This is a genomic window from Listeria immobilis, assembly GCF_014322845.1.
Classification (GTDB): Bacteria; Bacillota; Bacilli; order Lactobacillales; family Listeriaceae; genus Listeria; species Listeria immobilis.
Map to the genome: position 1 here is coordinate 57,193 of NZ_JAASUA010000005.1, position 13,202 is coordinate 70,394.

General features: G+C 36.8%; 14 protein-coding genes. 2 read left to right on the top strand and 12 right to left on the bottom strand.

From position 1 onward, the window contains the following. Nucleotides 1–114: 114 nt before the first annotated feature. Complete coding sequence (pyrR, locus tag HCJ45_RS08005) at nucleotides 115–666, bottom strand: bifunctional pyr operon transcriptional regulator/uracil phosphoribosyltransferase PyrR (protein ID WP_003720158.1); 552 nt, start codon at nucleotides 664–666, stop codon at nucleotides 115–117. Nucleotides 667–895: 229 nt separating this feature from the next. Between pyrR and HCJ45_RS08010 the strand changes: the two genes are divergently transcribed. Further along, nucleotides 896–1,159, top strand: a complete 264-nt coding sequence (locus tag HCJ45_RS08010) for a hypothetical protein (RefSeq protein ID WP_187124457.1) — start codon at nucleotides 896–898, stop codon at nucleotides 1,157–1,159. A gap of 213 nt (nucleotides 1,160–1,372) precedes the next feature. Here HCJ45_RS08010 and HCJ45_RS08015 read toward each other — a convergent pair whose 3' ends face one another. The 3 genes from HCJ45_RS08015 to HCJ45_RS08025 form a co-directional block, all read right to left on the bottom strand. Next, nucleotides 1,373–2,281 carry an RluA family pseudouridine synthase gene (locus HCJ45_RS08015; RefSeq protein WP_187124458.1) on the bottom strand — a complete coding sequence of 303 codons (909 nt, stop codon included), beginning with the start codon at nucleotides 2,279–2,281 and terminating at the stop codon, nucleotides 1,373–1,375. Continuing rightward, a complete protein-coding gene (gene lspA / locus HCJ45_RS08020) occupies nucleotides 2,281–2,745 on the bottom strand; it encodes a signal peptidase II (protein ID WP_185345123.1) in 465 nt (154 codons plus the stop codon). The genes HCJ45_RS08015 and lspA overlap by 1 nt, the downstream gene beginning before the upstream one ends. An 81-nt stretch (nucleotides 2,746–2,826) precedes the next feature. Continuing rightward, entirely contained in the window at nucleotides 2,827–4,110 is a 1,284-nt protein-coding gene (locus HCJ45_RS08025; protein ID WP_003720164.1) for an NCS2 family permease, read from the bottom strand. Between the two features lie 171 nt (nucleotides 4,111–4,281). Here HCJ45_RS08025 and HCJ45_RS08030 point away from each other — a divergent pair, with 171 nt between their 5' ends. After that, the gene (locus tag HCJ45_RS08030; protein WP_187124459.1) at nucleotides 4,282–5,628 is read left to right on the top strand and encodes an MATE family efflux transporter; all 1,347 of its coding nucleotides are present in this window, start codon (nucleotides 4,282–4,284) and stop codon (nucleotides 5,626–5,628) included. A 72-nt stretch (nucleotides 5,629–5,700) separates the two neighbouring features. Here the strand turns inward: HCJ45_RS08030 and HCJ45_RS08035 are convergent, their stop codons facing one another. From HCJ45_RS08035 to csoR, 8 genes are all read right to left on the bottom strand, one after another. Beyond that, nucleotides 5,701–6,630: a metal ABC transporter substrate-binding protein gene (locus tag HCJ45_RS08035; protein WP_187124460.1), complete on the bottom strand. Its 930-nt coding sequence runs from the start codon at nucleotides 6,628–6,630 to the stop codon at nucleotides 5,701–5,703. Further along, nucleotides 6,627–7,469 (bottom strand): metal ABC transporter permease, encoded by an 843-nt coding sequence (locus HCJ45_RS08040; protein WP_185397856.1) that lies wholly within the window; start codon nucleotides 7,467–7,469, stop codon nucleotides 6,627–6,629. Before HCJ45_RS08040 ends, HCJ45_RS08035 begins: the two co-directional genes overlap by 4 nt. Before the next feature lie 2 nt (nucleotides 7,470–7,471). After that, on the bottom strand, nucleotides 7,472–8,194 hold the full coding sequence (locus HCJ45_RS08045) for a metal ABC transporter ATP-binding protein (RefSeq protein WP_187124461.1): 723 nt from the start codon (nucleotides 8,192–8,194) through the stop codon (nucleotides 7,472–7,474). Nucleotides 8,195–8,353: 159 nt separating this feature from the next. After that, nucleotides 8,354–8,770, bottom strand: a complete 417-nt coding sequence (locus HCJ45_RS08050) for a MarR family winged helix-turn-helix transcriptional regulator (protein WP_185380771.1) — start codon at nucleotides 8,768–8,770, stop codon at nucleotides 8,354–8,356. Nucleotides 8,771–8,804: 34 nt separating this feature from the next. Beyond that, a complete protein-coding gene (locus tag HCJ45_RS08055; protein ID WP_185397858.1) occupies nucleotides 8,805–10,283 on the bottom strand; it encodes a lmo1851 family serine protease in 1,479 nt (492 codons plus the stop codon). Between the two features lie 152 nt (nucleotides 10,284–10,435). Further along, the gene (locus tag HCJ45_RS08060) at nucleotides 10,436–10,642 is read right to left on the bottom strand and encodes a CopZ family metallochaperone (protein WP_187124462.1); all 207 of its coding nucleotides are present in this window, start codon (nucleotides 10,640–10,642) and stop codon (nucleotides 10,436–10,438) included. A 12-nt stretch (nucleotides 10,643–10,654) separates the two neighbouring features. Next, complete coding sequence (locus tag HCJ45_RS08065) at nucleotides 10,655–12,868, bottom strand: heavy metal translocating P-type ATPase (RefSeq protein WP_187124463.1); 2,214 nt, start codon at nucleotides 12,866–12,868, stop codon at nucleotides 10,655–10,657. 13 nt (nucleotides 12,869–12,881) lie between these two features. After that, on the bottom strand, nucleotides 12,882–13,175 hold the full coding sequence (gene csoR / locus HCJ45_RS08070) for a copper-sensing transcriptional repressor CsoR (protein ID WP_185345142.1): 294 nt from the start codon (nucleotides 13,173–13,175) through the stop codon (nucleotides 12,882–12,884). Nucleotides 13,176–13,202 lie beyond the last annotated feature (27 nt).

Here is a 13,202-nt window from a genome sequence, read left to right on the forward strand (position 1 = left end):
TTCTCATAAAAAATACCCCTTGTCTGCAATGGACAAAGAGTATAGAATAATCCCCTATAGAAATTAATCACTCTTTGTCAGCCTCACAGGACTGCTTTTAAAAAAGTGTTACATTTATTCGTTTTTGTTAATAATTACTGCATCTTCTGCATGATCTACATCCGTTAGCCGAACTTCCACTCGTTCATTCCCAGACGTTGGTATATTTTTCCCAACATAATCTGCTCTGATTGGCAGTTCTCTATGACCACGATCTGCAAGAACAGCTAAATGAATTTGTGCTGGTCTACCCACATCCATTAGCGCGTCCATTGCGGCACGCACTGTTCGACCGGTATAAAGCACATCATCGACAAGTACTACTTTCTTTCCATTGATATCAAAAGGAATATTCGTACCATGGACAGCGGGTTCTCGAGTGGCATCATCTTTGAAAGATAAATCATCTCGGTAAAGGGTAATATCAATATCGCCAACTGGAATATCTATTCCCTCGATTTCAAGAATACGTGTATGAAGTCTTTGCGCTAAATAAATGCCTCGTGTTTTAATGCCAACAAGAGCTAAATTTTGAGTACCTTTATTTCGCTCAATAATTTCGTAACTTACACGAGTAAGCGCGCGTTTGATTGCTGCTTCATCCATGACAACTACTTGTTTTTGCATCCGAAATCGCTCCTTTTGTGCAAAAAAATAACCCTCTGCCAGTATAAGCAAGGGAACGTGTACGAGTATATAAATATCCCGTCAATTATCGTCACCTTCTTAGCCTCTCTGGACTATGTTAAAGGACTTTATTTCATTAAACTAATCTTACCTGATTGAACTTTCCTTGTCAATAAAAAAATCCAAACTATGTTATACTAATAATATTAAAATAAAGGAGGCCAAACTTATGGCTACATCTAAAGCAAAAAAACAGCGCCAAAAATTAGTCCGCGAAGGCCATTTAAATCCAGAAATCAAAAGAAGCCCCTTTGCGCTAATTGATTTAAGCTCCAAACAAACAAAAACAAAAAAAGGGTATCTTTATAGTAAGAAAGAGAAGAATCGCCAAATAGATGATTCTTTTTTTGTGGTTTTTTTTAAGTTTCCCCATTTTCTCCGCAAAACCATTGAAAATCTCCCTGCCTCTTTTAACTATTCTTCCTTGCTGTAGAGTCTCTCTTCGTTTTATTTGCATTTATAATGATGCCATTATTATTCACTATAATAAGCCACAGATCAATTCAACATCATTAAAACTAACGAAATGTCATTTTAAAAAAACAGGTACATAAAAAGCAGAAATCAATATATAAAGCCATCTTTTTAAATGGATTATATCAGATTTCTGCTAATTTTTTATAAAAGCACTTTGCTTTAATTTCTATTATGATTCTTGACGCAACGCTTTTAATGCCGCTTCAAAAGAACTTGGTAGCGGTGCTTCAAATGTCATACGTTCCTTAGTTGTTGGGTGGTCGAATCCTAATTTTGCTGCATGAAGAAATTGACCATTACCCTTTATCGTATTTTTAGGACCATATTTAGGATCACCAGCTAGTGGATGTCCGATATACTTTAGATGCACACGGATTTGGTGTGTTCGACCTGTATCCAGTTTACAATTAATAAGTGTATAACCTTCTAATCGTTCAATAACTTCAAAATGAGTTCTTGCTTCCTTGCCATCACGAACTACAGCCATTTTTTGACGATCTTCTTTTGCACGTCCGATTGGAGCCTCAATAGTTCCTTTTTGATGAACAATGTCACCATGAACCAGTGCTATATATTCTCTATCAGAAGTTTTATCTTTCAATTGTTTAGCAAGCGATTCGTGCGCATGGTCATTTTTAGCCACCATAAGTAAGCCAGAAGTATCTTTATCAATACGATGGACAATCCCTGGACGAATTTTGCCATTAATACCCGATAAATCATCACAATGAAAAAGAAGCGCATTAACAAGTGTACCACTCGCATGTCCTGCTGAAGGATGAACCACCATTCCTTCAGGTTTATTTACAACAAGCATATCTTTATCTTCAAAGTAAATATCTAGCGGAATATCTTCTGCGAGTACTTCTAATTCTTCCGGTTCACGAACTTCTAGCAGAATTTCATCACCAACTTGTACTTTATAATTGGGCTTAGCTACTTCTCCGTTTACAGTAATATCTCCACTTTTCAGCATTAATTGAATGGCTGAACGGCTTTTTCCAGTTAATTCAGCAACTGCTTTATCAATCCGTTCACGTGCATGACTCTCTTCTATAATTAATCTTTCATTCTGCATTATTTAATTCCTTTCGTTTTGCGGTCGTCAATAAAAACATACACGAGCATCAGTACGACACCAACTGAAAGCGAGGCATCTGCCACATTGAAAATAGGAAAATAATAATTTCCCCATACAGTTTGGACAAAATCTACTACTTCTTGATGCAAGACCCGGTCGATAAAATTACCAATTGCACCACCTAAAATAAACGCTAAACTAACAGAAAATAGTCGTTTTCCTTTGGCATATTTTTGCATAATATAAATTATAATTCCAATAACAATAACAGTAATAAGATAGAAAAACCACATATGCCCTTCTAAAATACTCCAAGCTGCTCCGTTATTACGGTAACTTGTCCAGTATAGAAAACCAGGGATAACTTCTATTTTTTGACCAATTTCCATGTTTTGAACAACAATCCATTTAGTCAATTGATCTAGCGCAATTACGGCTAGGGTAATTAGATAATAATACATTTTCCGAACCCTCATTTCACATCGGTTAGATAAAAGTATGCGCGCGCAAGTCGAAACAACAAGCGCGCCATACTTCTTTAGTTATTGTATGATAAATTGAAGCAAAAATAAAGCAGCAATTACATACATGACTGGTGAAGTTCGCTCTTTATTTTTCGTGAAAACACGAAGAATTGGATACGCAATAAAACCAGCCGCAATTCCGTCTGCAATACTATACGTTAATGGGATAAGCACAATAATAAGTAATGCTGAAAAAGTCTCTGCCGCACTTGATAAGTCCATTTCTTTAAATTCTTGTAGCATGGACATCCCAATCACAATTAAAACTGGTGCAATCGCGCTATTTGGAATAAAAGATATCACTGGCATTAAGAACAGTGAGGCAATAAAGAAAAGCCCCGTTGTTACACTTGCAAGACCTGTTTTTGCTCCACTAGCTGCCATAGAGCCACTTTCTAATGCGGAAACGGTTGGACTTGTTCCAAATAAGCCAGATAAAAAAACAGTGAAAGAGCTTGCTTTTAAGACTCGTGGTAGTTTCTCGGTTTGTTTTAGCTGCCTAACTTGACCATTTGTTAGACCAACTGTTTCAAACACAATAACCATTGTCATCGTAAAAACAGCACTCCAAAAGTTAATACTCGCCATTCCGGAAAAATCGCCTTTAAACAACACATCACTCCATGGTGCTACACTTAAATTCGCAGCACTGGTCGTATTTGTGATGCCAAATAATACACCTACAATCGTTCCAATTATTAAACTCCATAAGAAAGCCCCAGGAACTTTACGAATAATAAGAATCATCGTAAGTAAAAGTGTCACAAGCGTTGCTAAAACAAATGGGTCACCTAAATCTCCGAGCGCGATAATGCTATGCTTTCCGCGTGTAACAATTTCGCCTTTTTCCAGCCCTAGAAAGACTAAAAATAAACCAAGCCCAACGGTAATAGCTTGCTTTAAAATTAGCGGAATGGCTTGATTTAGTTTTCCCGCAAGTGGTGTAAATGCAAGAATCATAAATAGCAATCCACTTATTGTGACGGCTGCAAGCGCTACCTGCCAACTTAGTCCCATTCCACCTACAAGGTTATACGCAAAGAGCGCATTAATCCCCATACCTGGAATTATAATAAGTGGTGCATTCGACCAAAATCCCATAATCAAACAGCCTGCTGCCGAGATAAAAATCGTCGCCAGTATTGCGCCTTGATAAGGAACTCCCGCTTCAGCCAAAATCGAACTATTTACGACAATAATATATGTCACCGTAAAAAAGCCAATCATACCAGCCAAAAACTCTGTCCGGATATTGGTCTTATGTTCGTTCAGCCGAAATACTTTGTTGAAAAATTTCTGCATACTTTTCCCTCATTATGAAATTGTCCCTCTCCCAACCCGCAGAGTAATGCCCCTGCCACAGACCTCCATTATAGCAAAGATAGTAGTTATGGGAAAGTAAAAGTTTTCGTTGCGCCACCAAACGCCAGATTTTATGCTATAATTTGGAGTGATGTTAAAGGAGATGATTATTTGCAACAAACAGCTACTTATCGTGCAAAATGGAAACAGTTTTTAATCATTTTCTCGCCAATTGTGATTACACAACTAACCTTATTTTCAATGACCTTTTTTGATACAACAATGAGCGGGAACTATTCTAACCAGGCGCTTGCTGGTGTGGCAATTGGAAGTTCTTTTTGGTCGCCTATTAATGCAGCCTTTTCAGGATTACTTATGGCGATTACACCGATTGTGGCGCAATTAATTGGAGCAAAAAAAGAAAAAGAAGTGAAAAACACCGTACATAACGGGCTTTATATTGCCATTATTTTAGCTATAATTTTAATACTTGTTAATTTCTTGATTGTCCCAACTATTCTAACGCATATGCCAATTACAGAGGAAGTAGCAACGATTGCTCGCCATTTCTTAAATGGGATTTGTATTGGAATACCTGCTTTTTTTATTTCTGCTATATTACGATCATTTATTGATTCACTTGGACTAACTAGAGTAACCATGTTAATAACGCTTTGTACGGTTCCTTTTAATATCTTTTTAAACTACTGTTTTATTTTTGGAAACTTTGGCTTTCCGGAAATGGGAGGAGCAGGTAGTGGATATGCAACAGGTATAACGTATTGGCTAGTAGTTTTAGTCAGTGTTATTTTAATTCAATCTCAAGCTAGGTTGCGCAATTTTGGTATCTTTAAAGGATTTACAGCGATTCACTTTTCCAAAATGAAAGAAATTATTGGTATTGGTGTTCCGAATGGCCTCACAATTTTATTTGAAACAAGTATCTTTTCAGCGGTAACAATTTTAATGGGGGCATTTGGGACAGAAACGATTGCGGCTCACCAATCTGCTAATAGTGTTTGTACGCTACTTTACGCCTTTCCGCTTAGTGTTGCTTCCACTTTAACTATTCTTGGTGGGTACGAAACAGGTGCTAAACGTTTAACCGATGCAAAACAATATCGTCATATTGGAATGACCGCTGCGATTTTAATCGGTTGTATAAATGGGGCAATATTATTTTTCTTCCGAGAAACGATTGCTGGTTTTTATACCGATGATCCAGCGCTGATTGATTTAATTATGCAATTTCTTGTATACGCGATTTTATTTCAATTTGCTGATGCCGTATTATCCCCTGTTCTTGGAGCGCTGCGGGGTTATAAAGATGTTGCCGTTACTTCGGTAGTTGCTTTTATTTCTTACTGGATAATTGGTCTTCCAGTAGGTTATGGGCTATCATTTACGAACTTAGGACCATTCGGCTATTGGATTGGCTTAAGTACTGGCCTATTCGTTGCCGCAATTATTTTATCCATCCGTGTCCGGAAAACAGAACGAAAACTTGCATTACAATAGAAAGAACAACAGAGAATTTTGTCTCCCCCAAAAATTGGATTTTGAGGGGCAAAACTGTCTCTGTCGTTCTTTTTAATTTGCGAGGCCATCATGAATTTTATCTAAATTATAACGCATCATCTCTAAGTAAGTGTCTCCAACTTCTCCTTTTTTTGCTGTAGAATCTGTAAAAATTTTAGCGAAAATAGGTACCCCTGTCTCTTTAGAAACACTTTCCATACTTCTTGGATCCACACTAGTTTCCACAAATAAATTCGGCACCTGTTCTTTTTCGACAATGCCAACTATTTGTTTCATTTGTTCTGGCGTCCCTTGGCTTTCTGTGTTAATTTCCCAAATATAAGCTGCTTTTAAACCATATCTAGCTGCAAAATATTTAAAAGCTCCTTCACTTGTTACTAATGTTTTTTGATTTTCTGGCAAGTCAGCAAATTTTTGTTTTGCCTCTTTATCAAGTGTGGCTAGTTTAGTAATATATTTCTCCGCACGTTCCTTATAATAAGTAGCATTATCCGGATCTGCTTTTACTAGTGCATCAAGTACATTTTCTGTATAAATAATCCCGTTATGAAGATCCAACCATGCGTGGGGATCGGTTTCTGATGTCTTTCCTTTTTCAGTTAAATATTTTGGTTTTACACCTTTACTTAACTCCACCACTTGGTCTTTATCGTCTCGAGATTTATTGGCAGTTTCTAGCATCCGGTCAAACCAGCCATTTCCAGTTTCTAAATTCAAACCGTTATAAAAAATTAAATCGGCATCAGCAGCACTTTGAATATTTGCTGGCAGTGGGTCATATTCATGCGGGTCCACCCCAACCGGAACGATACTATGCAATGCAATTTTGTCTCCACCAACATTTTTGACAATATCTGCTAAAATCGAATAAGTTGCAACCACATTTAATTTCCCATCTTTTGCTGTCTGTTTCTCTTCGGATGAACAACCTGCAAGTACAACCATTAATAAAACGAGTGACATAACAATTATTTTTTTCATTCGACAACCTCCCTCTTTTTTGAAAATAATACGCCTTGTTTTGGTGCAAATAAAAAGGCAATAAAGAATAAAATCGTTGCGACTAAAACCATCGCCGCCCCAGAAGCTAAGTTAAAAATATAACTAAAGTACAAACCTACAATTGCACTCACTGCCCCAAAAGAAGATGCAAGAATAATCATTTTAGATAACTTATTAGTAAGTAAATAAGCAGTTGCTGCTGGTGTAATTAACATTGCCACAACGAGAATAATTCCAACAGTTTGTAAAGCAGATACTGTAACTAATGTTAGTAAAAGCATCAAAAAATAATGCAAAAATTTTACATTTAGTCCGTATGCTTCTGCCATCACTGGATCAAAGGAACTAACTAAAAACTCTTTATAAAATAATGCTACAAATGAGATTACAATAATTGCAATTACAATCGTCATCCACATATCCGAACTACGAACAGCCAGCACATTTCCAAATAATATATGGTACAAATCAGTACTACTTTTTGCAAAAGATATTAAAATGATTCCTAGCGCAAAAAACGCACTAAAAACAATGCCGATTGCCGTATCATTTTTAATTCGACTTTTCTGATTTACAAAACCAATTCCAAGTGCTGCGGCAATTCCAAATGTCGCTGCACCAATAAAGAAATTAATTCCAAGCATATAAGAAATCGCTACACCTGGTAGTACTGCATGGGAAATCGCATCCCCCATTAACGACATTCCTCGCAAAATAATAAAACTTCCAATTACGCCTGAAACAATTCCTACTGTAACCGATGTAATCAACGCCTTTTGTAAAAAACTATACTGCATTAATCCTTCTAAAAAAAGCATCTCTATACCCCCTCTGCAAAGGCGATTGGCGCATCACCATAAGCCGTTTTAATATTATCTTCTGTAAAAGTTTGTTCAACAAGTCCGTGAGCAATTAATTTTTTATTGAGTAAAATAATTTCATCAAAATAAGCAGCTACTTTATGAAAATCATGATGAACGACGACTATCGTTTTTCCACTATCCCTCCACTTTTTTAATAATTTCATAATCAACGCTTCGCTCGTCATATCAATTCCGGCAAAAGGTTCATCTAAAAAGAAAATTTCTGCATGTTGCGCTAATGCTCGTGCGATAAAAACCCGTTGTAATTGTCCACCAGAAAGCTCTCCAATTTGTCGTTTTCGAAAGGAGGTCATTTCAACTTGTTCTAGTGCCTCTAATGCAATTTGTTTTTCTTTTTTTCCTGGGCGCTTTACCAGTCCAAGTGTTGGATATGTCCCAAGTAGAACCATATCCAACACAGTAATTGGAAAGGTTAAGTCCACCTCACTTCTTTGAGGAACGTAAGCAATCTTTTTCCGCCAAGTAGAAAGTGGTACTCCATCCAATATTATTTGGCCATTTTCTCTAGGAATCAATCCCATCATCCCTTTTAATAAAGTGGATTTCCCGGCACCATTTGGACCAATTATTCCAGTTAGTTTACTTGATGCTATTTGAAGTGATACATTATCTATTGCGACTTTTTGTTTATAGGATATTGTTAGATTTTGAATATTCATATGAACTCTCCTTTTCCCTTAAGACTAAAATTTACTCTTAACTAAAAATGTTTCCCTAGAGCAACTTTAAATAGAAGTATAACGAAGATTGCTTTCGTTGTAAAGTAAAAATACATAAAAAAATCCCGTAGCTTATTAAAAACTACGGGAAAAACTATTTTATTGGTTAGCACCATCAGCTAATTTTTTTAGCAACTGACGAAATTCTGCTTGTTCTTGTTCAGAAAAAACAGCAAATCGTTTTACAATCATTTCCTTTTTCTTTTTATCAATTTCTTTTACAAATTTCTCTGCTTCAGGTGTTAGTCGAAGTTCGATTATCCGTCTATCTACTTCCGAACGGTGACGTGTAATGTAGGCTTCTTCCACTAATGTATCTGTAATCGCAGTGATATGACTAGCAGATACATCTAGTGTTTTTGCTAGCTCTGAGGTTTTTGTTAGTCCACTGGAAATCAAACTTAACACGCGGTACTCACTTCCGCTTAATCTTTTATCTAGAACAGCTTCTACTTCATGGCGAAAACTATTAAAAATTCGTTTGATTAATGTTTCAATCTCTAAATAGGTTTCCATTTAGTTACCTCCTGTTTTCAAAAAAGTTGTCGGCTTATTTCACCAAGGCTTTTGCTTTTTGTAATTGAGGATCGTTTTCTTTTAAATGTTTTTGGGTTAATTCTACTAATTTATCTGTTGTAACACCTGTCATAATTCCTGTAACGTCCAATTTATTAGCTGCTTGGAATCGTTCGACCGCATATTTAGTATCTAAATCATATAGGCCATCTACTTTACCAACATTATAATCAAGCGCTTTAAGCAATGTTTCTATTGTTTTTACATCATCACCGAAATCATCCACTTGATAAACTTTGGACGAAGAAGGTATAGTCATTGTTGCATATGCAGGCATTTTAACCACTTCATCTGGGGTGATACCTTTTTCATGAATCCACTCGCCATCTGGTGTTAGCCATTTAGCAATGGTAAGTTTTAGTGTAGACTCATCCGACAAAGTAGTCGCCGTTTGAACAGTTCCTTTACCAAACGACTTCGCACCAACGAGTTTTATTCCGCCAGATTCTTTTGCAGCGCCGGCAAGAATTTCAGATGCACTAGCACTTCCGCCATCAATTAGCATTGTAGTTGGTACTTTTACTTTATAGCCGTCATGCGAACTACTATCGGCTTTTATTGCTGATTTTTCACCATCTTTAGTTTCTTCTTGCACAACAACTTTACCATCAGGAACAAATAAACTGGAGATAGAAACAGCTTGATCTAATAGACCGCCTGGATTCCCACGCAAATCAATTACAAGACCTTTCATTCCATCTTTTTCAAGTGCTTTAAGTGCTTTTTCTAATTCATCATAGGTTGTTTCTGAAAAAGTACTAATAGTCACGTGGGCAATTTTATCATTTCCCATTTCTTTATAGACCGTTTCAATTGGAATTTCGTCTCGAGTAATGGTCACGTCAAATGGTTTATCTTCACTAGCACGTTGAATAGTTAGTGTTACTTTTGTTCCTTTTTCACCGCGAATTTTTTGTGTTGCTTCTGTTGCGGTATCACCTTTTAGTGATTTTCCATCAACTTTAGTAATCACATCTTGCGGTTGTAGTCCGGCCTTTTCAGCGGGAGAGTTTTTGATTGGCGAAACAACAGTAATCGCTCCATCTTTTTCTTGAATTTCTGCGCCTATCCCTTCAAAACTAGAAGAAATGGTGTCATTAAATTCACTGGATTCTTTTTTTGACATAAAGCTAGAATAGGGATCCTCTAGTGAATTTACCATTCCAGTTATCGCCCCATCCACCATTTTAGTGGAATCGGTATCTTTGTAATACTTAGATGTAATTTCGTCATAAACGTCGTATAATTTAGTAAATTCTTTTCGTTCTGGAATGGTTACTTTTACTTGTTTATCATCCCCTACTGAAGTAACAATCGTCGTTACTAATGCGGTAATGAATACAAACGCAAATAATAGCATGATAAAAGGAAATAATTTCATTTTCACATAACCATTACCTGGTCCTTGTTTTGGTTCTTTGTCTTTTTCATTTTGTTGTGGGGGTTGTTCCATCCTTTGTTCACCACTTTCTATGTAAAATGCAACTACCACTAGCACATTTTATTTAACTCATTTATTTTACCAGTTTTCCCTACATTTTGGTATCTTTTTTTCGGATACTACAAAAAAGAGGGATTCAGTGATGAATCCCTCTTGCTTACTAATTAAGCTACTTCATAACCTGCTTCTTCTACCGCGTCGATTAAAGTGTCTTCTGTTACTTTGCCATTTTCAAATTCAACGGTTGCTCTTCCTTCTTCTAGAGATACTTTTGCATTAGTGACACCTGCTACTTCTTCCAATGCTTTTGTTACTCTTGCCTCACAGTGTCCACAAGTCATACCTTCAATTTTTAAAGTTAGTTTTTCCATTTTTATTTCCTCCTATGATTTGAATTTATATCTTTTTAGTCGTAAAGCATTAGTTACAACGGAAACGGAACTAAATGCCATTGCAAGTCCAGCTACCCATGGTGCTAACAAGCCAAGTGCCGCGATTGGGATACCCGCACAGTTATAAGCGAGTGCCCAGAAAAAGTTTTGACGAATGTTGCGCATGGTTGCTCTAGAAAGTTCTACTGTTTCAGGAATAAGTGTTAAACGATGACTAACGAGTGTGACATCACCAGTTTCAATCGCAATATCTGTTCCTGTACCTATACTTATTCCAATATCACTTGCTGCAAGCGCTGGAGCATCATTAATTCCATCACCAACGAAGGCAACGATATGTCCTTCTTTTTGTAATTTTTCTACTAGTGTACTTTTATCATTTGGTAACTGCTCTGCAAAAAACATATCTGTACCTAAGTCTTTTGCCATATTTTCTACGACAACAGATTGATCGCCGGAACAAATAGCTGTTTTTATTCCTTGTGCTTGTAATTTTTGAATTGCTTCTTTTGCTTCTGGTCGCGGTGTATCTGATAATGCGAGCGCACCAGCATATACACCATCAATTGCCATTGCGACAACTGTTTTACCTGCATGCATCCAACTTTCTATTAATGCATCTTCTTCTTTTGGAATCGTTGTGAGTGAAGAAATATAACGATAAGCTCCGAGTTCTATTTTTTGTTCATTTAGATTCCCGGTCATTCCGTGTCCAGCTTTAGCACGAATTCTGCCTTGTTTAATCATGGATGTATCGATATTTTCCTCTTCTAGCATTTGAATGATTGCTTTTGCTATCGGATGTTCAGACTGTTGTTCCATTAAAAACAGATACGGGAAAAATTGGTCATGCGCAGCTTTCTTATCACTTACTTCTAATTTTCCTTCTGTTAAAGTACCAGTTTTATCAAAAACAACCATATCTACTTTGGAAGTACGTTCTAAATGTTCTCCACCTTTAAATAATATCCCACTTTCTGCACCTTTACCAGTTCCAGCCATAATAGCTGTAGGAGTTGCTAGACCGAGCGCACAGGGACAAGCAATAACTAATACAGCAATTGCAGCTTCCAGAGAGCCGTCAACCGTTCCAGTTACAATGTACCAGATGATAAATGTTATAGCTGCAATTCCAAGTACAATTGGTACAAAAATTCCAGAAATCTTATCTGCTAAACGTTGAATTGGTGCTTTAATACCTTGCGCTTCTTCTACCAAGCGAATAATTGACTCTAAGACTGTTTCTTCCATTCGTTTAGTGATTTTAGCTTGGAAGGCGCCATCAAAGTTAATTGTTGCACCAATAACAGAATCACCAGGTTTCTTCTCAACAGGAACTGGTTCTCCGGTAATCATCGCTTCATCAACACTTGTTTCCCCTGAAATTATTTCTGCATCCATTGGTACTTTTTCACCAGGACGAACTAAAATAATATCACCGATTTTAAGGGAATCTACCGGAACTAACCATTCTTTTCCTTCACGAATAACAGTTGCTTCTTTTGCTTGTAATTCAAGTAAACCTGCAATTGATTCCGTTGTTCTAGAAGTTGCATGAGACTCAAGTAATTTCCCAAGTAAAATCAATGTAATCAACACCGCACTTGTTTCAAAATAATAGTGTGGCATGACACTTGGATCAATCATATGACGAATATATTCTACTACACTATAAAAGTATGCTGCGGAAGTCCCTAGCGCTACTAAAACATCCATATTGGCACTTTTACCACGTAAAGCTTTATACGCACCATCATAAAACCGCCAGCCAATATAAAATTGAACAATTGTTGCTAACACTAATTGTACAGTTGGTGTAATCCAGTTGCCAATAGTTTCTGCAAACGCCATTTCATGAATGTAAGGAATATGTGTAACCATTGTTAATAAAAGTGGTAAAGAAAGAATGGCGGAAAGTACAAACCGACGTACTTCTTTTTGGAAATTTTTCTCTAGTACAGCATCTTTTTCTTCTTTAGACATTTTCTCTGCTGCATCATAACCAGCATGTTTTACAACTTTAATGAGTTCCTCTGGTGTTGTCACTTCTGGATCATAATAAACAGCGGCATTTTCAGTCACTAAATTCACATTGGCTTTTTCAACGCCATCCGCTTTATTTAATGACTTTTCAATTCTTGTAGAACAGGCAGCACAGGTCATCCCAAACACATTTAAATCCTGTCTAACATATTTCTCTTCCATTTGAATTTCCCCCTCACGTTTTAGAGAATTGACGAATAGCTTGAAGTAAATCCTCCATTACGTCCTCTTCTCCATTTTTTGCAGCATCCACAACACAGTGTGCTGTATGATGTTCTAGTACTTGTAAGCCAACATTCTTTAGTGCTTTATTTGCTGCTGAAATTTGCACTAAAATATCTGTACAGTATCTATCATCCTCGACCATTTGAGCAATACCTCTAATTTGTCCTTCGATACGTCGCAAACGATTTTGAAGTAATTTCGTTTCTTCCTCTTTCCGTGGAACAATCGGTTGGTCATGTTTCATCTTTTTTCCTCCTTTGTTTCTACAATT